Genomic DNA, 21663 nt, shown 5'->3' on the forward strand with positions numbered 1-21663 from the left:
GCCTTTCTGCGCGAAATAAGTAAGACAATAATGGGTGATTTTTCCCAGGGATAGCTACATCCATCTGGTGGACATATCCACAGGAATACGCGCACCTGCAAGGAGAAGAATATGAGTAACGCAAAAGTTGTTGATGTCATCATTCGAAAAACGGCAGAAAAAACAAAATTAACCGGTGAAGGAAATCTGTCTGTCTCTATTTCATCGCCGAGCGTAATTGAAATTCAGGGCTCTGCTCAGGACGTGGTGCGGTATGTCCGCCAGGGGAATGACCTCCTCATTTATATGAAAGATGGCAGCGTGATTCGCTGCAATAATTATTTTGTGGAAGATCCTGAGACGCAAAACCACTCAGAGCTGGTCTTCAACGATAATCAGGAACTGACGCACATTTCTTTCGCCGATGCCGGTGAAGCATCGGGCGTTGCCGCCACGGAATTAACCGCGCAGGCGACACCCATCAGCAGCATTGAGCCTTTCCTGGAGCAGGGAGGCGTCTTAAGCGATGCACCGTGGGGCTGGATTGCCGGGGCGGCGTTAGGGGGCGGGGCCATCGGTGCGCTGCTTTCTCACGGCGGTGACGGCGAAACCAAAACAAAAGTTATTGATAATACGAAAGAAGTAGAGAGCGCTACGCCAACGTTTTTGCTGACGGATAAAGCGGGTGACAAGCAGGGTGTGCTGAGTGCAAAAGAAGTCACGGACGATAACACCCCAACCTTCAGCGGTACCGGGCAGCCGGGCGCGACCATTCAGATTAAGGACGGGAGCGGCAGCACCATCGCCAGCACCATGGTTGCGAAAGACGGCACCTGGACCGTAAAACTCCCGACCCAGGCGGACGGCGAGCATACCTGGTCTGTCGTGCAGATCGACGGCAGTAAAACGACCTCTGCGGGCAGCATCACCGTTACCGTATCCACGGCAGATGCCACCGTTACGCTTGCCACGACGGCGGGCGATAACGTGATCAACGCCAGCGAACAGACTGCGGGCTTTACGCTCTCGGGTGCCAGCAAAAATCTGGCGCAGGGCACCGAACTGACCGTTACGCTGAACGGAAAATCCTATACGGCTGAAGTAGGCGCAAACGGCGCTTGGAGCGTGAAGGTGCCTGCCGCAGATGCGCAGGCGCTGGGCGATGGCACCTGGACGGTGAACGTCAGCGGTAAGGATGCGGCGGGGAATACCGTGAGCGGCAGCCAGACCATTGGCGTTGATACCGCTGCGCCAGCGATCACTGTCAACACGATCGCGCAGGATAACGTCATCAATGCGGCTGAACACAATCAGCCCCTGACGCTGACCGGTAAAACGGATGCCGAAGCGGGGCAAATTGTCACCGTGACACTGAACGGCAAAAATCATACCGCGACGGTGGGCAGCGACGGCTCATGGTCCGTCACGCTGCCGGCCAGCGAGGTACAGGCGCTGGCAAATGGCGAGCATACCCTGACGGTTAACGTCAGCGACAAAGCCGGAAACGGTTCATCCGCGACTGCCGATTTCACCGTGGATACCGCCGCGCCGGTTGTGACTATCAATACCGTTGCGGGCGACGATATCCTGAACACCAGCGAGCAGGGGCAGGCGCAGATCGTTTCCGGCCATGCGAAAGGCGCGGCAGCGGGTGATGTCGTTACCGTGACCGTCGGCGGCCAGACCTTTACCGGTGTTGTCCAGGCGGACGGCAGCTGGAGCGTAGGGGTACCGGCCTCTGTTATCGGCGCGTTGGGTGAGGGTAGCCATACTGTTTCTGTCTCCGTCACCGATGCGGCGGGCAATACCGGCAGCGCGACGCACGGTATTACGCTCAGCGGCAACCCGCCAGAATTCACCATTGACGCCATCAGCCAGGATAACGTCCTGAATGCGCAGGAGGCTATGCAGCCCCTGAGCCTCAGCGGAACCAGTAATCTGCCGAACGGCAGCGCCGTCACCGTGACCCTGAATAACGTGAGCTATCAGGCCACCGTTGAGAACGGCACCTGGTCTGTTCAGGTGCCGGTTTCCGACGTGCTGGGCCTGGCGAATACCCTTTACACCGTCAGCGTCAGCGGCACCGACAGCGTGGGTAACAGCGGCTCCGCCGAGGCGAATCTGCTTGTCGATACCGTGCTGCCGAAGGTGATCATCAACACCTTTGCGGGGGATAACCTGGTCAATAACGCCGAAGCGGCGGTGGACCAAACCCTTAGCGGACGCGTGACCGGCGCGGCGGCGGGCGATACCGTCGCAATCAGCGTGGGTGGCAAAAGCTACACCGCGACGGTTGGCGGCGATCTGACCTGGAGCGTGACGATCCCATCCGCAGACATTCAGGCGTTTGGCGACGGCGGGCTAACCTTCAGTGCCTCCGTCACCAATGCGCACGGCAATACCGGCACCGGCGAGCGGGATATCAACATCCACACCGGACTTCCGGGCCTGCGCGTCAATACCATCTCTGGCGATGACGTGATCAACGCCATTGAACAGCAGCAGGATCTGACCGTGACCGGCTCCAGTACCCATCTGGCTGCCGGCACGCCGATCGTCGTCACCATCAATAATATTGAGTACGCCGCCCTGATTACCGCCAGCGGCAGCTGGCAGATTGGCGTGCCCGCGGCTGACCTTAAGGCATGGACCGCGGGCGGGATGACAGTCAGCGTCAGCGCTGAAGACGCCTGGGGCAACACCGTTGTAGCTGAACACCCGATTGAGCTTGATCTGAACGCCGTGGCCGTCACCATCAATACGGTAACCGCTGACGATATGCTCAACGCTGCGGAAAAAGGGGCGGATTTAACGCTTTCCGGCCAGACGCAGGGCGTAGAGGCGGGCCAGACCGTGGTGGTGAAATTCGCGGATCGGACCTTTACCGCGCAGGTGCAGCAGGACGGCTCATGGAGCCTGACCGTCCCGGCGAACGCCATGGAAACGCTGATCGACGGGCGGGCGCAGGTGAGCGTTAGCGTGACAAACGTCAGCGGCAACAGCGCGGACGCCTCACGCGTGGTGACCGTCGATACGCAGCCGCCGGCCATTACGCTCGATAACCTGACCGACGACAACATCATCAATGCGGCAGAAGCGCAGCAGGATTTGGTGCTCAGCGGCAGTACCACCGCTGAAGCGGGCCAGACGGTCACCGTGACGCTGAACGGCAAAAACTATCAAACCACCGTACAGGCTGACGGCACCTGGACGCTGAACGTGCCTGCCGCCAACGTTGGCGCGCTAACCGATGGCCCGATCACCGTTACGGCTACCGTCAGCGACGTGGCGGGTAACAGCAGCAGCGCGGATCGCGTTGGGCTGGTGGATGCCACCGTGCCGCAGGTGACCATTAATGACTTTGTCACCGACACCAACACCGTTAACCAGTTGGCCCATTCTCAGGCGCAGATCCTGAGCGGCTCCGTCACCGGCGCGGCGGCGGGCGATTTGGTCACCATCACCATTAATAACGTGGACTACACCACTGCGGTGGACGCGGCGGGCAACTGGAGCCTCGGCCTGCCTGCATCCGTCGTTCAGGGGCTGACGGACGGTACCTGGACCATTAACGTCTCCGTGACCGATCGGTCCGGCAATACTGGCAGCAATTCTCTGGATGTGGTGGTGAATACCGTAACGCCTGTTATCGGTATTAACACGCTGGCCGTAGATGACGTGATCAATGCGGCAGAGAAGGGCGAAGATCTGCGGCTTTCCGGTACCAGCAACCAGCCGGAAGGGACCACCATCACCGTAAACCTGAACGGTATCAACTACACCGCCACCACTAACGCCAGCGGCGGCTGGAGCGTCACCGTGCCCGCCTCTGCGGTGAGCGCGCTGGGCGAAGCCAGTTATACCGTGACGGCGAGCGTGACCGACAATGTGGGTAACAGCGCCTCAACCTCGCATGACGTGCTGGTAGACAGCTCGCTGCCGGTAGTCACTATCAACACTTTCGCAACCGACAATATCGTCAACGCGGCGGAAGTGGCCGCAGGGCAAACCCTGACCGGGAAGGTCTCTAACGCCGCATCGGGCGATACCGTCACGATTATCCTCGGCGGGCAAACATACACGGCAACCGTGCAGGACGATCTCACCTGGAGCCTGCCGCTAACCCAGAGCCAGTTAACCGCGCTTGGCAACGGCGATCTGACCGTATCGGCCAGCGTCACCAACGCGCACGGCAATACCGGTTCGTCTTCTCTGGACGTCACCATCGACGCCCAGCTGCCCGGCCTGCGCATTGATATGGTCGCCGGTGACGACGTGATTAACGTCATCGAACACGCGCAGAACCTGGTTATCTCCGGCACCAGTACTGACCTGGCGGCGGGCAGCACCGTAACCGTGACCATTAACGGCAAGGATTATTCTGCCTCGGTACTGACGGACGGTACCTGGCAGGCAGCGGTTCCGGCGGCAGACGTCTCCCAATGGGCGGACGGTTCGCTCACCATCAGCGCCAGCGCGCAGGATGCCTCCGGCAACCCGGTGAACATCGGCACCGTTGTGGATGTCGATCTCGCCCCGGTAGCGATTAGCATCAACAGCGTGACGGACGACAACGTGCTTAACGCGGCGGAAAAAGGCCAGGATCTGGTGCTTTCCGGCTCTTCCTCAAACGTTGAAGCGGGCCAGACCGTTACCGTCAGCGTCGCGGGTAAAACGTATACCACGACGGTCGATGCCAACGGCGACTGGCGCTACACCGTTCCGGCTGCCGATCTGAACGTCCTGAAGGACGGCGATGCCAGCGTGCAGGTCAGCGTGACCAACGTGAACGGCAACGCGGCCTCCTCTTCGCAGGGCTTCAGCGTCGACACCGCCGCGCCAGTGGTGACCATCAGTACCATCAGCGGCGACAACATGCTGAATGCGGCTGAGGCAGCGCAGGATCTGACCCTGAGCGGGACGTCCACTGCCGAAGCAGGCCAGACGGTTACCGTAACCTTCAACGGCAACCAGTACACCGCGCAGGTGCAGGCTGACGGCAGCTGGACGCTCGACGTGCCGGCTGCGGATCTGGCGGGCATCACCGACGGTAACGCCACGGTCACGGCTTCCGTATACGACAAAGCGGGCAACCCGGCCAGCGCGGATGCTGCCGTGCTGGTGGATACCACCGTGCCGCAGATTAGCTTCAACCTCGTCGCGGGCGACGACATTGTGAATATTGCCGAGCACGGCCAGGCGCTGATTGTTTCCGGCAAGGTGACGGGCGCACAGGCGGGCGACGTCATTACCGTAACCCTGAACGGCAAAGACTACACCGCGATGCTGGACGGTGCCGGAAGCTGGAGCGTGGGTGTTCCGGCGGCAGACGTGGGCGCGCTGGCGGGCGGGCATCAGACGATCTCCGCCACCCTCACCGATAAGGCGGGTAACAGCACCACGGCCACCCATGCTCTTGACGTCTCCCTGACGGCACCGACGATTGCCATTGATACCCTGGCGGTTGACGACGTCATCAATGCCACCGAGAAAGGCCAGGATATGCTGCTTTCCGGAACCAGCAACCAGCCGGAAGGCACAGCGATTACCGTGAACCTCAACGGCATCAGCTACGCCGCGACCACCAACGCCAGCGGCGGCTGGAGCGTGACCGTTCCGGCGGCGAACGTCTCTGCGCTGGGTGAAGCGACCTATACCGTCACGGCAAGCGTGACCGATAGCGCAGGCAACGGCGCGGACGCCAGCCACAGCGTGCTGGTCGACAGTGCGCTGCCGCAGGTCACCATCAACGCAATCGCCACCGATGACGTGATTAACGCAGCGGAAGTCGCTTCCGGACAAACCCTGAGCGGGAAAGTGAGCGGTGCCGCTAGCGGTGACACTGTCACAATTTCGGTGGGTGGCAATACCTATACGACAACCGTGCAGGACGATTTAAGCTGGTCGCTTAACGTCGCGTCTGACGTGTTAACCGCCATCGGCAACGGCGACCTGACCGTATCCGCCAGCGTCACTAACGGCCACGGTAATACCGGCTCCGGCGAGCGCGACATCACGATTGATGCCAACCTGCCTGGCCTGCGGGTCGATAAGGTGGCGGGCGACGACGTGATCAACAGCATCGAACACGGTCAAAACCTGATTATCACCGGCTCCAGCGACGGTCTGGCAGCGGGTACAGCATTGACGGTGACCGTTAACGGTAAAACTTACGCGGCCTCCGTACTGGCAGACGGGACCTGGACGGCCGCTGTTCCGGCAGCAGACGTCGGCGCGCTGAGCGCAGGCACCGTCACCGTGACCGTTGAAGGCCGGAGCGCAGCGGGCAACCCGGTTTCTATCAGCCACGACGTGAAGGTCGACCTGGCGACGGTTGCTATCAGCATTGACGCTATCGCTACCGACGACGTGATCAATGCGGCAGAAAAAGGCGCAGATCTGGTGCTGTCGGGTGCCACCAGCAACGTGGAAGAGAACCAGACGGTTTACATCACGTTCGGCGGCAAGTCCTACACGGCGAAAGTGGATGCCAGCGGCAACTGGACGGCGACCGTGCCGTCGGCGGATCTGGCTGGTCTGAAGGATGGCGACGCCAGCGTGCAGGTGAGCGTAACCAACGTGAACGGCAACAGCGCCTCGGCGGGACGCGAGTACGGCGTGGACGCCACCGCGCCGACGGTATCTATCGAGATCGTCAGCGACAACAACATCATCAATGCCGCCGAAGCGCAGCAGGATCTGGTCGTCAACGGCACCTCTAACGCCGAAGCGGGCCAGACCGTGACCGTGACGCTGAACGACGTGGATTACACCACCACCGTGCAGGCAAACGGCAGCTGGAGCGTGACCGTACCTTCTGCGGATGTCGGCGCGATTAACGACGGCAACTACACGATCACGGCAGCGGTATCCGATAAGGCCGGCAACCCGGCTTCGGCGGGTCGCGACGTGCTGGTCGATACCACCGTGCCACAGCTGACCATTGACGCCGTTTCCAATGACGACGTGATCAACAGCGCCGAGCACGGGCAGGCTCTGATTGTCACCGGCTCAGTGACCGGCGCGGCGGCGGGCGACGTGGTGACCGTTACCATCAATAATAAAGATTACACGGCGACGCTGGATGCTTCCGGCAACTGGAGCGTGGGCGTGCCTGCGGCGGACGTCGGTGCCCTGACCGCCGGGGATTACACTATCACCGCGGCGCTTACCGACAAAGCCGGAAACAGCAACAGCGCGACGCGCGAGGTGGAAGTCAACCTGAGCGCGCCGGTGCTGACCATCGACACCGTCTCCGATGACGATGTGATTAACAGCAGCGAGAAAACGCAGGATCTGACCATCACCGGTACGGCTTCCGGACTGGCGACGGGCGCGGTGGTGACCGTGATGCTCAACGGCAAAGCCTACAGCGCCACGGTTGAGGCCAACGGCCAATGGTCCACGACCGTTCCGGCGAGCGAGGTAGGGCAACTGGGTGAGGCGCTTTACACCGTCACTGCCTCGGCAACGGACAGCGTCGGCAACAGCACCAGCACCTCGCACACCGTGAACGTGGAGTCCGTGCTGCCGGGCGTCACGATCAACACCGTGGCAGGCGACGACGTCATCAATGCGGCAGAAGTGGCCTCAGGCCAGACCATCAGCGGCACCGTGGTGAATGCCGAAGCGGGCAATACCGTGACCGTGAAGATTGGCGGCAACAGCTACACCGCAACGGTGCAGAGCGATCTGACCTGGTCCGTCGCTGTACCGGAATCGGCACTGACGGCGCTGGGCAACGGCGATCTGACTGTAACCGCCAGCGTCACGAACGGCGTGGGCAACAGCGGCAGCGGCGAGCGTGAGATCACCATCGACGCCAGCCTGCCGGGCCTGCGCGTGGACATCGTGGCCGGCGATGACGTGATCAACAGCATCGAACATGGACAGAATCTGATTATTACCGGTTCCAGCAATGGCCTGAGCGCAGGCACGGCGCTGACCGTTACCGTCAACGGCAAAACCTATCCCGCGACGGTACTGGCGGACGGTACATGGAGCGCGGCTCTCCCTTCTGCGGACGTAAGTGCCCTGGCAGCAGGCACCGTCACCGTGACCGTTGAGGGCCAGAGCAGCGCGGGCAATCCGGTTTCCATCAGCCACAATGTGACGGTGGATCTGGCGAACGTCGCTATCAGCATCGACGCCATTGCCACCGACGACGTGATTAACGCGGCCGAGAAGGGCGCGGATCTGGTGCTTTCCGGCACCACCTCAAACGTGGAGGAAAATCAGACCGTCACCATCACCTTTGGCGGCAAGCACTACACCGCCACGGTGGACGCGGCGGGTAAGTGGACCGCCACGGTGCCGGCTGCGGATCTGGCGGGCCTCAAGGACGGCGACGCCAGCGTGCAGGTGAGCGTCACCAACGTCAACGGCAACAGCGCTTCGGCTGGCCGCGAGTACAGCGTGGATACCACCGCGCCGTCCGTCACCATCAACACGATTGCGACTGACGACATCCTGAACGCCACGGAAGCGCAGTCTGACCTGGCGATTTCCGGCACCAGCACCGCCGAGGCGGGCCAGACGGTCACCGTGTCGCTGAACGGCAAGGACTACACCACAACCGTCGGCGCGGACGGTAGCTGGACGCTGAACGTTCCGGCGGCGGATCTGGCGGCGCTCAGCGACGGCAGCGTGACTGTATCCGCGAGCGTGAGCGACAAGGCGGGCAACCCGGCGTCGGTAAACCATAACCTGACGGTGGATATGACCGTTCCGGCGGTCACCATCCACGCTATTGCAGATGACGACGTGATTAACGTCGCCGAGCACGGTCAGGCGCAGATTATCAGCGGCACCGCCACCGGCGCGGCAGCGGGCGATAAGGTCACCGTGACTATCGGCGGCCAGACGTACACCACCGTGCTGGACGCGGCGGGCAACTGGAGCGTGGGCGTCCCGGCGAGCGTGATTTCAGGCCTGAGCGACGGCACCGTGACCGTCACTGCGTCTGTTACCGACGCGGCGGGCAACACCGGCAGCGGCACCCATAATGTGACCGTCGATACCGGTCTGCCGTCGGTCAGCTTCAACGCCATCAGCGGTGACAACGTCCTGAACGCGGCGGAGAAAGGTCAGGATCTGAGCGTGAGCGGCACCAGCGCCAACCTGGCGGAAGGCACCGTGGTGACCGTGACCCTGAACGGTAAAAACTACACCGCAACGACGGCGGCGGACGGCACCTGGAGCCTGACGGTTCCGGCTGCGGATCTGGCCGGTCTCGGTCAGGCCAGTTACACCCTCAGTGCGACCGCGACCAACGGCGTGGGCAACAGCGTGAGCAGCGCAGCGAACCTGCTGGTCGACACCGCGCTGCCGACCGTCACCATCAATACCGTGGCGGGCGATAACGTCATCAACGCGGCGGAAGTGGCGGCAGGCCAGACCCTGAGCGGTACCGTGGCGAATGCTGAAGCGGGCAACACCGTAACCGTGACCATTGGCGGCAACAGCTATACCGCGACGGTGCAGAACGATCTGAGCTGGTCCGTGAACGTGCCTGCTGATGTGCTGACCGCACTCGGCAACGGCAGCCTGAGCGTGACGGCGACCGTCACCAACGGCCACGGCAACACCGGCACCGGCGAGCGCGACATTACTATCGACGCTAACCTGCCGGGCCTGCGCGTGAATATCGTGGCGGGCGACGACGTGGTTAACAGCATAGAGCATGCGCAGAACCTGATTGTCACCGGATCCAGCGACGGGCTGGCGCCGGGCACGGCGCTGACCGTTTCCGTGAACGGCAAAGACTATGCGGCGACGGTGCTGGCGGACGGCACCTGGAGCGCGGCGGTTCCGTCTGCGGACGTGAGCGCGTGGCCGGAAGGCACCGTGAAAATCAGCGTTACCGGCGACAGCGCGGCGGGTAACCCGATTACCATCAGCCACGACGTGACCGTCGATCTGGCCTCTGTTGCCATCAGCATCAACGCCATTGCCACCGACGACGTGATCAACGCGGCGGAGAAAGGGGCGGATCTGGTGCTGTCCGGCGCGACCACCAACGTGGAAGCCGGGCAGACCGTCACCCTGAGCCTGAACGGTAAAATCTACACCACTACCGTAGAAGCAGACGGTAACTGGACCTATACCGTGCCGGCTGCGGATCTGGCGGGCCTCAAGGACGGCGACGCCAGCGTGCAGGTGAGCGTCACCAACGTCAACGGCAACAGCGCTTCGGCTGGCCGCGAGTACAGCGTGGATGCCACCGCGCCGTCCGTCACTATCAACACGATTGCGACTGACGACATCCTGAACGCCACGGAAGCGCAGTCTGACCTGACAGTTTCCGGCACCAGCACCGCCGAGGCGGGCCAGACGGTCACCGTGTCGCTGAACGGCAAGGACTACACCACAACCGTCGGTACGAACGGCAGCTGGACGCTGAACGTTCCGGCGGCGGACCTGGCGGCGCTCAGCGACGGCAGCGTGACCGTAACCGCGAGCGTGAGCGACAAGGCGGGCAACCCGGCGTCGGTAAACCACAACCTGACGGTGGATATGACCGTCCCGGCGGTAACCATCCACGCTATTGCAGATGACGATGTGATTAACGTCGCCGAGCACGGTCAGGCGCAGATTATCAGCGGCACAGCCACCGGCGCGGCAGCGGGCGATAAGGTGACCGTGACCATCGGCGGCCAGACGTACACCACCGTGCTGGACGCGGCGGGCAACTGGAGCGTGGGCGTCCCGGCGAGCGTGATTTCAGGCCTCAGCGACGGCACCGTGACCGTCACTGCGTCTGTTACCGACGCGGCGGGCAACACCGGCAGCGGCACCCATAACGTGACCGTCGATACCGGTCTGCCGTCGGTCAGCTTCAACGCCATCAGCGGTGACAACATCCTGAACGCGGCGGAGAAAGGTCAGGATCTGAGCGTGAGCGGCACCAGCGCCAACCTGGCGGAAGGCACCGTGGTGACCGTGACCCTGAACGGTAAAAACTACACCGCAACGACGGCGGCGGACGGCACCTGGAGCCTGACGGTTCCGGCTGCTGATCTTGCAGGCCTGGGCGAAGCGAATTACATCCTTAACGCGACCGCCACCAACGGCGTGGGCAACAGCGTGAGCAGCGCAGCGAACCTGCTGGTCGACACCGCGCTGCCGACCGTCACTATCAACACCGTGGCGGGTGATAACGTCATCAACGCGGCGGAAGTGGCCGCAGGCCAGACCATCACCGGTAAGGTGGCGAACGCGGAAGCCGGTAACACGGTGACGGTGAACATCGGCGGCAACAGCTACACCGCGACGGTGCAGAGTGACCTCACCTGGTCCGTCAGCGTGCCGGAGTCCGTCCTGACGGCGCTGGGCAACGGCGATTTGACCGTGTCAGCAACCGTCACCAACGGCCATGGTAATACCGGCACCGGGGAGCGCGATATCACTATCGACGCCAGCCTGCCGGGCTTGCGCGTGAATATCGTGGCGGGCGACGACGTGATTAACAGCATTGAGCATGGTCAAAATCTGATCGTCACCGGCACCAGCGACGGGCTGGCGGCGGGCACGACGCTCACCGTTTCCGTAAACGGCAAGACCTATGCCGCGTCGGTACTGGCAGACGGCTCATGGAGCGCGGCGATCCCGGCGGCGGACGTGGGCGCTCTGGCCGCAGGCACGGTGACAATCACCGTAGCCGGTCAGAGTAGCGCAGGTAACCCGGTCTCCATCAGTCACGACGTCAATGTCGATCTGGCGGCCGTGGCTATCAGCATCGATGCTATCGCCACCGACGACGTGATTAACGCGGCGGAGAAAGGGACGAATCTGGTGCTGTCCGGCAGCACCTCCAACGTGGAAGAAAACCAGACCGTGACCATCACCTTTGGCGGCAAGTCTTACACCGCGAAAGTCGATGCCAACGGCAACTGGACGGCGACCGTGCCTTCCTCGGATCTTGCGGGCCTGAAGGACGGCGACGCCAGCGTGCAGGTGAGCGTAAACAACGTACACGGTAACAGCGCGTCTGCGGGCCGCGAGTACAGCGTGGACACGACGGCACCAACCGTGACGATTGATACGGTAGCCGATGACAACGTGATCAACGGCAGCGAAGCGGCTGCGGGCGTGACCGTTTCCGGCACTACGACGGCTGAAGCCGGTCAGACGGTGACCGTATCTCTCGGCGGGAACAGCTACACCGCACAGGTTCAGCAGGGCGGCGTCTGGAGCGTTAACGTACCGGCGTCCGATCTGTCCGCACTGGCCGATAACGGCTACACCGTGCAGGTGAGCGTGAGCGATTCCGCGGGTAACCCGGGCAGCGCGGCGAAAGCGATTACGCTCGATACCACACCGCCGACCGTCAGCTTTAACGTCGTGGCGAACGATAACGTTATCAACAGCGTGGAGCATGGTCAGGCGCAGATCGTCAGCGGCACCGCAACCGGCGCCAGCGTGGGCGATAAGCTGGTCATCACCATCGGCTCGAACCAGTACACCACCACCGTTGACGCCAGCGGCAAATGGAGCGTGGGCGTGCCTGCCAGCGATATTTCTGCGCTCGCTGACGGCACCGTCACCCTCAGCGCGACCATCACCGACAGCGCGGGTAACAGCAGCACCCAGACCCACGACGTTGTGGTAAACACGGCCTCCGTGGCGCTGACCGTCAACACTATCAGCGGTGATGACGTGATCAATGCGGCAGAAGCGGGCGCTTCGCTGGTCATCAATGGCTCCAGCGCGCAGTTCGCCAGCGGCACGCAGGTCACCGTAACCCTGAACGGTAAAAGCTACACGGCCACCATTCAGAGCGACGGCTCATGGCAGGCCACCGTTCCGGCCGCCGACGTGGGCGCGCTGGCCAATGGCGCGAGCTATCAGGTTTCCGTGTCGGCGCATGACAGCGCGGGCAACAGCGCCTCGGCGACGCACACCCTCAGCGTGGACACCACCGCGCCGGTGATTAGCGTGAACGCGCTGTCAGGCGACGACGTTCTGAACGCGGCGGAAGCTCAGCAGCCGCTGACCGTACACGGCTCCTCCAGCGCTGAGGCGGGTCAGACCGTGACCGTCACGCTGGGCGGCAAAACTTACACCACAACCGTGGCAAACGACGGGACCTGGACGCTGGACGTTCCGGCAGCAGACCTGGGCACGCTGAGCCAGGGCGCGCTGACGGTCACCGCTTCCGTTACCGACAAAGCCGGTAACGGCGGTCAGACGACGCATACCTTAACGGTGGATACCGTCGCGCCGACCGTGACCATCAGCGTCGTGGCGGATGACGATATCGTAAACAACGCCGAGCAGCTGGCGGGCCAGACCATCCGCGGCACTACCACGGCGGAGCAGGGTCAGACGGTAACCGTGACCTTCAACGGTCACAGCTATCAGGCGACCGTGGCGGCGGACGGTTCGTGGTCGGTCTTCGTGCCGGGGCGTGATTTCCTCGGCCTGAGCGACGGGCAGTACACCCTCACCGCCACGGTGAGCGATAAGGCTGGCAACCCGGGCAGCGCCACGCACGACGTGACGCTGAACGGTGATGTCCCGACGATCGCCATTAACGCCTTTGCGCAGGATGACATTGTTAACGCTGCCGAGCACGGCACGCCGCTGGTCGTCAGCGGCACCACCGACGCGCCTGCGGGCCAGACGGTGACCATCACGCTGAACGGTAAAACCTATGCGGCGACCGTGCAGAATGACGGCACCTGGAGCTACACGGTGGGCAGCGCAGACGTTACCGCGCTGGAAGACGGCGGTTCGTACGTGATTAACGCGCAGGTCAGCAACGCCATCGGCAACAGCGCCAGCGACAATCACACCGTCACCGTCGATCTGACCGCGCCATCGATGGGGATCAGCATTGACTCGCTACAAAACGATACCGGCCTGAGCGCGAGTGATTTCATCACCAACGACAGCAATATCGTGATCAACGGCTCGCTGACCGCGCAGCTCGGCAACAACGAGAAGGCGCAGATCAGCCTCGACGGCGGCACCACCTGGATTGACCTGACGGTGACCGGCACCACGTGGCGCTACGCCGATGGCCGCACTCTGACCGACGGTACGTATCTGTACCAGGTCCGCGTGATTGATAACGCGGGCAACGTGGGGGCAACGGACAGCCAGAACGTGGCGATCGATCTGACGAAGCCAGCGGCGACGACCATTACCGTGGATTCCGTCACGCAGGATACCGGCCTGTCCGACAGCGACTTCATCACCAGCGACACGCAGATCAGCCTGAAGGGCACGCTCGGCGCGGCGCTGGGCAGCGGCGACCATGCGCAGATTAGCATTGACGGCGGCGCGACCTGGACCGACGTGAGCGTCAGCGGCCTGACCTGGACCTATGTCGATGGACGTACGCTGGTCGACGGCGACTACAACTACCAGCTGCGGGTAATTGACGACGCGGGGAATATCAGCGCCACCGCCAGCCAGGTGGTGACCATTGATACCATCGCGCCGGACGCCAGCAAAACGATCGCTATCGACAGCATCAGCGACGATACCGGCCTGAGCAGCAGCGACTTTATCACTAACGATACGTCCCTGACGCTGCACGGCTCGCTCGGCGCGACGCTGGCCGACGGTGAATATGCCCAGATCAGTATCGACGGCGGGGTCACCTGGCAGAACGTGATTGTCACCGGCAGCAGCTGGTATTACGTGGACGGGCGTACGCTGGGTAACGGCACCTATGACTACTATGTGCGGGTAATAGACACAGCCGGGAACATCGGTGGGTCTGCACAACAGCAGGTGACGGTGGATCTCGTTGCCCCGGAGAGTGCTATTACCGTCAGCATTGACAGTATTTCAACAGATACGGGCTATAGCGACAGTGATTTCCTGACTAACGATACGTCACTGACTATCAATGGTTCCATTGGCGCGCCACTGTCCAGCGGTGAATATGTACAGATAAGCGTCGACAATGGATTAACCTGGCAGTATGTCACGATGTACGGCAATCGCTGGAGCTTTATCGACACTCGCAATCTGCCAGAAGGCGAACACACCTATCAGGTTCGGGTAGTGGATTTAGCGGGCAATACAGGTGCTACTGCTCAGCAGGTAGTCAACGTCGATCTTACGCCGTCTACCACCACAGCGAAAATAGTTAGCTATACCGACGAGGTAGGCTCATCACGCGGTGAGTTTGGTTCTGGCACGACAACAGACGACCGTTTGCCTGTGTTGAACGGTACGTTGTCTTCCACACTTTTGACCGGCGAGCTGGTGCGCGTGTATAGCGCCGACGGCACGTTGCTTGGCGAAGCTAACGTAAACGGTACCTCATGGTCATTCGCCTTAACGGATCCGCTGGTAGATGGGCAGAAAGGGGAGTTCTACGCTGTCGTTGTTGATGCAGCTGGCAACGAAGGCGCACATTCTCCTGTGTTTGACTTCACCGTTGATTTGCAAATGTACGTAGAGGTGCAGGATACGCTGGATACCACACCGATTATTACCGGCCGCGTTGACTTCGAAATCCTCGATGGTGAATACGTCGAAGTGACGGTCAACAATGTGGTTTACAGTTCTCGCAATGGCGTTGTGGTTGTTGATCCTAAAAACAGTACCTGGTATGTGCAGATCCCTGATGGAGATGCACTGGCGCTCGGTACATATGATGTTAAGGCCGCACTTTACAAAGCCGACGGAACACAGATCACGGCGGATGACACCGCGAATGAGCTGACGGTATCACCGACGCCGGAGATCAGTTTTACCTCGACCGCAGCCTCTTCGCAGGATACAGGCACGGCACTGACTTTGGCTGAAGATGGCTCATGGAGGATCCTCAGCAACTCAACGGTCTTTACCCAGAACGCGACCAGTTCGACGACGTTAGGTTCATTCAGCTCCGTCGCAATCAGTGGTCCGGACAGACAGCAGCAGTCAACATTTGTCGATTTTGACCGGGATGGCCTGATGGATATCCTCGGTGCAGATACCAGTTATGCAAATGGCCAGCAGTCTTTCAAATACAATGCGGACGGCACCTACACCACCTTCCAGGTGGGTTCTAACGGTGTTGCGGGACAGACAAACGATGTCAACGGCAACACATGGAGCTGGTACGGCGGCGTCATGGGCATTGATATTGATGGCGATGGATTGGTCGACATGGTGTACGGCGATGGATCGCCAAACGATTCCAACGCACCGGGGGGCTATGACACTCAGATCGTAATGAACACGGACGGCACCATTATTGGCTTTGACAAAAGCGGTGCTTATGTTGATACCGCTACAACCCAGGATGGTGTGGCATCGACCAACAATAACAATGCGCAAATGAGCCGCGATCTCTCTGGCGTGGATCTCAACAACGATGGCTATGTCGACATTGTGTATCACGGCACGGTAGGCAGCAACTCTACCTCCGGCGGCGGCTCCAGCAGCGTGAATACCCGTCTGGTGGTAGCGACCAATGGCGTGGATGCTAACGGTAATTATACGCTGACCAATACCCAGATTGTGACGGGGGTTTTCTATGGAAACCAGGGGACGACGAGTAACTACTACACCACAATGACCTGGGCCGACCTTAACGGCGATGGCTATATGGATCTCTTTGTGGGAGGGCTAACCGGTCAGGGTAACGCCACCAGTGCCGTTTTCTACAACGATGGTGCCGGGAATTTAACCGCGGCGGCTAACGGCGTGGGAACTGGATCGAATGTTCAGACCTTCGGCGACAGCGTAAACAGCATGAGCTCGCTGGCGGTTGACTGGAACGGTGATGGCAAGATGGATCTGATCGAGATTGCGGGCGCAGCGGGCAGCACAGTTGCCACTAACGCCAACAATATCGGCATGCTCTGGCTTAACAACGGTGTGAACGCCAGTACTGGTCAGGTTAAATGGTCGTCGCAAACGCTGTTAACGGGCGCAAATCAGGGCAGCACTAACGTCACCACGGGAGCACTTGCGCTCGACCTTGATTATGACGGCGATCGCGATTTGGTTGTGTTCCGCGCGGCGGGTGGCAAGACGGAGTACATCGAAAATACCAGCACCATCAACGATGGAACCAGCATCATTCTGCGTATTTCTGACGCCAACGGTATTAACGCCTTCTATGGCAATACGGTACTGCTGGTAGACGAGAGTACCGGTAAGGTTGTTAGTTCACAGGTCATTAACCCGCAGGGCGGCGTGAACATGAACGACTCGACAGGGCTGGTGTATTTCTACGGTCTTGATGCGAGCAAGTCTTACAGCGCTGTACTGCTTTCTAATGGTAATGACTTTGGCGGTGTTTCGTCCGTCAGTTTCGACTCTTCCGGGACAACGAATACCATCGAGAACGTCAACGCTTCCTGGGCGGGTCTCAAAGCGGTAGAGAAGAACCATGCCTATGTGCTGACCGCTGAAAATGGGGATGCAGTCGTCGATAGCGCCCAGGCCGCAACGGATGGAAGCAATTCCGTAGGTATTGTAGGAACGGGTTATAACGACACGTTATACGCAACGGCCGGTACGCATATCTATAACGGTGGCGGCGGTAGCCGCGTGGTATCCGATGTGAACGTCTGGTCCGCCGAAGGGGGGATGGATATTGTCGATTACAAGCTCGCTGGCTCGACAGCGCTGAATATCGACCTCAGTAAGACCGGTATGCAAGATACAGGTTTTGGTTCTGCACGGTTTGTCAACATTGAAGGGCTGGCTGGTGGAAACGGTGATGATGTCTTTACAGGCAATACCGCGGATAACTTCTTTGAAGGCCGTGGCGGTAACGACACCTTCAACATCGGCAACGGCGGCCAGGATACGCTGCTCTACAAGCTGATCAACGCTTCGGATGCGACGGGCGGTAACGGCAGCGATGTGGTCAATGGCTTTACCGTCGGCACCTGGGAAGGAACTGCGGATACGGACCGTATCGATCTGCGCGAACTGCTCTCCGAAAGCGGCTATACCGGCAGCGGCTCGGCGAGCTACGTGAACGGCGTCGCGACGCTGGACAGCGGCGCGGGCAACATCACCGACTACGTCCGCGTGGTGCAGAACGGCAGCAATACTGAGATCCATGTTGACCTGGACGGGGCGGGCGGTCAGTTCTCCTCAACCCCGCTGCTGACGCTGAACGGCGTGCAGACGGATCTGGCAACGCTGCTGGCTAATCATCAGCTGTTAATTGCGTAAAACAGTGCCGCGGGGAGCGATCCTCGCGGCTTTTTGCGTTTCTTTACATCACTAGCCATAACCCTATATTTCACAAGATTATTTTGCGGGTTCGTTTAGAAAGCGTTCCGTTTTAAATCATTCCGTAAAGGTATCATTTCAGGACGAAATTACCGCCCTGAACAGGACGTAGCATTATGAAGACACATCCACAGTACGAACCCTGGTTGCAGGGCATGCTTATCATCGCGAAGTATTATCGGCTGGATTTTTCAGCAGAGCATGTTCGGGTCACGATTAACCATGAAAGTCAGTCTCCGCGCCAGCTTGTGCTCGAAGAGATGGCGCGCCAGCTTGGGCTGGGGATGCGTTGGGTGGCGGCTGAAGCCGTATCGCTCGATCCGTGGCGCTTACCGCTGCTGGCCGAGTTCACCGGCGGGCAAATCGCGGTCATCAACCGTATGGACAACGAAGGGAACGTCAGCGTGCAGTTCAGCGGCGACGGCGGCCTGGAGACGACGCTGACGCGCGACGAGCTCAGTTCGCGCTTAAAGGGGCTGATGGTATTGCGTCCGCTGGAGTCCACGCCGGACGCGCGGGTGGATGATTACATCAAACCCTATGAGAAAAACTGGTTCTGGCAGCTGGCGCTGAAAGACTGGCGACGTTACGGCGACATCATGCTGGTGGCGCTGGTCGCCAACGTGCTGGCGCTTTCCGGCATGGTCTTTTCCATGCAGGTGTATGACAGGGTGGTGCCGTCGCAGTCGGAAGCCACGCTGTGGGTGCTGTTTGGCGGCGTCATGCTCGCCATCGTGTTTGAATTCATCATGCGGATGCTGCGCGTGCATATTTCGGACGTGGTGGGGAAGCGCGCCGACCTGCGTATTTCCGAGCGCGTGTTTGCCCACGCGCTGCGGATTAAAAACGGCGCGCGGTCGAAATCGACAGGGTCGTTTATCGCCCAGATCCGCGAGCTGGAGTCGGTGCGTGAGCTGATCACCTCCACCACCATTGCGGCCATCTCCGATCTGCCGTTCTTCCTGCTGTTTGTATTCATTCTGTGGATGATTGGCGGCCCGCTGGTTCTGGTCGTTCTGCTGGCCGTGCCGCTACTGCTTATTCCCGGCCTGCTGGTGCAACGCCCGCTGGGAAAACTTTCCAGCGAAGGGATGCGAGAATCTGCCATTCGTAACGCCACGCTGGTGGAAGCGGTGCAGGGCCTTGAAGACATCAAGCTGATGCGCGCCGAGCAGCGGTTCCAGAACCAGTGGAATAACACCAATGACGTGGCCGCGAGCGTCGGCATGAAACAGCGCTGGCTGACGGGGCTGCTGCTGACCTGGACCCAGGAGGTGCAGTCTATCGTCTACGCCGTGGTGCTGCTTGTGGGGTGTTACCTGGTCATCAGCGGCGACATGACCACGGGTGCGCTGGTGGGAACCTCGATTCTGGCGTCCCGCACCATCGCGCCCCTGTCGCAGATTTCTGGCGTGCTGTCGCGCTGGCAGTCGGCAAAGGTGGCCCGAAAGGGGCTGGACGACCTGATGCAGCGTCCGATTGACGATCCCCAGCACGGGAAGAAGGTGCACAAAGCCCACCTGCGCGGGGATTACCGGCTGGAAGACGTCGGCTTCTACTATGACGAAGAAGAGAAACTCACCGTGCTGAACATCAGCAAACTGCACATTCGCGCCGGTGAGCGCGTGGCGGTGCTCGGGCGTAATGGTTCGGGGAAAAGCACCTTGCTGCATTTGTTGGCCGGAATGCAGGAGCCGCAGCAGGGCAGCATATTGCTGGACGATATTGCCCTGAATCACCTTGACCCGGCTGACGTGCGCCGCGACATGCAGCTGCTCAGCCAGCAGGCGCGGCTGTTCTTCGGCTCCGTGCGTGACAATATCCTGATGGGCAATCCGCTGGCGACAGACGAGGAAATCCATCAGGCGCTGGTCAACAGCGGCGCGCTGGAGTTTGTGCGTAAGCAGAAAATGGGGCTGAACTATATCATCAACGAAGGGGGAGCCGGGCTTTCAGGCGGACAGCGTCAGGCGCTACTGCTGGCCCGCGCGCTGATCACCTCCCCGAACATTCTGCTGCTGGATGAACCCACCGCCTGGCTGGATGAGGTCAGCGAGAAGCAGTTTATTCAGCACCTGCACCAGTGGCTGGGCAAGCGTCGGACGCTGGTGGTGGCGACGCATCGGCTGCCGATCCTGGACCTGGTTGACCGCATCATCGTCCTGGAAAACGGCAGCGTGGTGATGGACGGACCACGTGATGCCATTTTGCGCCAGCACGGAATGGCCCCGCAGCGGGCGCCGCAGCGCACCGTCAAACTGAAAACGGAGGGCGTGGCATGAATGATTTCTCCCGCTTTAACAGCCGGTTGAAGGAACCCCGTCTGCCGCGATCGTCGCTGGTGGCATGGACGCTGTTCGCTTTGCTTGCGGTATTTATCATCTGGGCCAGCCTGTTCGAACTGGATGAGGTCACCACGGGCAGCGGCAAGGTGATCCCGTCCTCCCACGAGCAGGTGATTCAGTCCCTGGAAGGCGGCATTATCCACAGACTGCTGGTTCGCGAAGGCGATATCGTCGAGCGCGGTCAGCAGCTTGCACAGCTCGACCGCACCAAAACCGAATCCAGCGTGCTGGAAAGTGAATCCCGGTTAAACGCCGCGCTGGCCACCGCCGCGCGCCTGAAGGCCGAAGTTAACGACACGGAGCTGACCTTCCCGGCGGAGCTGGATGATGACGTCGAACTGGTTAAGCAGGAAACGGCGCTTTATCAGTCACGCCGCGAGAGCCTGGAGAAAGGTCTGGCCGGTTTGCGTCAGGGAGCGGAACTTGTGCAGCGCGAGCTGGCGTTGACCCGTCCGCTGGTGGTTCAGGGCGCAGCCAGCAAAGTGGAGGTGTTACGTCTCGAGCGCCAGAAGAACGAGCTTGAGAATAAAATTACCGAGATGAAAAACCAGTATTACGTCCGCGCGCGCGAAGAGCTGGCGAAGGCGAATGCGGAGATCGAAGCCCAGCGCTCCGTCATGAAAGGGCGCGAAGACTCGCTGACCCGCTTAACGTTCAATGCCCCGGTGCGCGGCATCGTAAAGGACATTGACGTCACGACGGTGGGCGGGGTGATCCCGCCGAACGGCAAGCTGATGAGCCTGGTGCCGCTTGACGATCGGATGGTCATCGAAGCGAAAATTTCGCCGCGCGACGTGGCGTTTATCCATCCTGGACAAAAAGCGCTGGTGAAAATTACCGCTTACGACTACTCGATCTATGGCGGGCTGGAAGGTCAGGTGACGATGATCTCCCCGGATACCCTTCAGGATGAGGTGAAACGGGATGTTTATTATTATCGCGTCTATATCCGTACAGACAGTAACCATCTGACGAACAAGCAGGGAAAAGCCTTTCCGGTTTTCCCGGGCATGATAGCCACGGTCGATATCAAAACCGGCAGTAAATCGGTCCTCGATTATCTGTTGAAACCGTTGAATAAGGCAAAAGAGGCGCTGCGCGAGAGATAAAAAAGGCGTTCAGTAAACCGAACGCCGGT

3 protein-coding genes are annotated in these 21663 nt (G+C 60.5%); all 3 read left to right on the forward strand.

All coding sequences use genetic code 11. The annotated features are described in order from the left end of the window. Positions 1–111 precede the first annotated feature (111 nt). The 3 genes from INF58_RS06820 to INF58_RS06830 all read left to right on the forward strand — a co-directional run bounded on the left by INF58_RS06820 (position 112) and on the right by INF58_RS06830 (position 21634). Positions 112–18120: an Ig-like domain-containing protein gene (locus tag INF58_RS06820; RefSeq protein ID WP_193527329.1), complete on the forward strand. Its 18009-nt coding sequence runs from the start codon at positions 112–114 to the stop codon at positions 18118–18120. Between the two features lie 176 nt (positions 18121–18296). Then, the gene (locus tag INF58_RS06825; protein WP_193527330.1) at positions 18297–20462 is read left to right on the forward strand and encodes a type I secretion system permease/ATPase; all 2166 of its coding nucleotides are present in this window, start codon (positions 18297–18299) and stop codon (positions 20460–20462) included. Beyond that, positions 20459–21634 carry an HlyD family type I secretion periplasmic adaptor subunit gene (locus INF58_RS06830; RefSeq protein ID WP_063866758.1) on the forward strand — a complete coding sequence of 392 codons (1176 nt, stop codon included), beginning with the start codon at positions 20459–20461 and terminating at the stop codon, positions 21632–21634. Before INF58_RS06825 ends, INF58_RS06830 begins: the two co-directional genes overlap by 4 nt. The last annotated feature ends 29 nt before the right edge of the window (positions 21635–21663 follow it).

It is taken from the genome of Enterobacter cloacae complex sp. P24RS, assembly GCF_014982165.1.
GTDB lineage: Bacteria > Pseudomonadota > Gammaproteobacteria > Enterobacterales > Enterobacteriaceae > Enterobacter > Enterobacter quasihormaechei.

Bases quoted from the DNA above. Each gene is read 5' to 3' on its own strand.
- INF58_RS06825 (WP_193527330.1), top strand. From the start codon at position 18,297: ATGAAGACACATCCACAGTACGAACCCTGGTTGCAGGGCATGCTTATC.
- INF58_RS06820 (WP_193527329.1), top strand. From the start codon at position 112: ATGAGTAACGCAAAAGTTGTTGATGTCATCATTCGAAAAACGGCAGAA.
- INF58_RS06830 (WP_063866758.1), top strand. From the start codon at position 20,459: ATGAATGATTTCTCCCGCTTTAACAGCCGGTTGAAGGAACCCCGTCTG.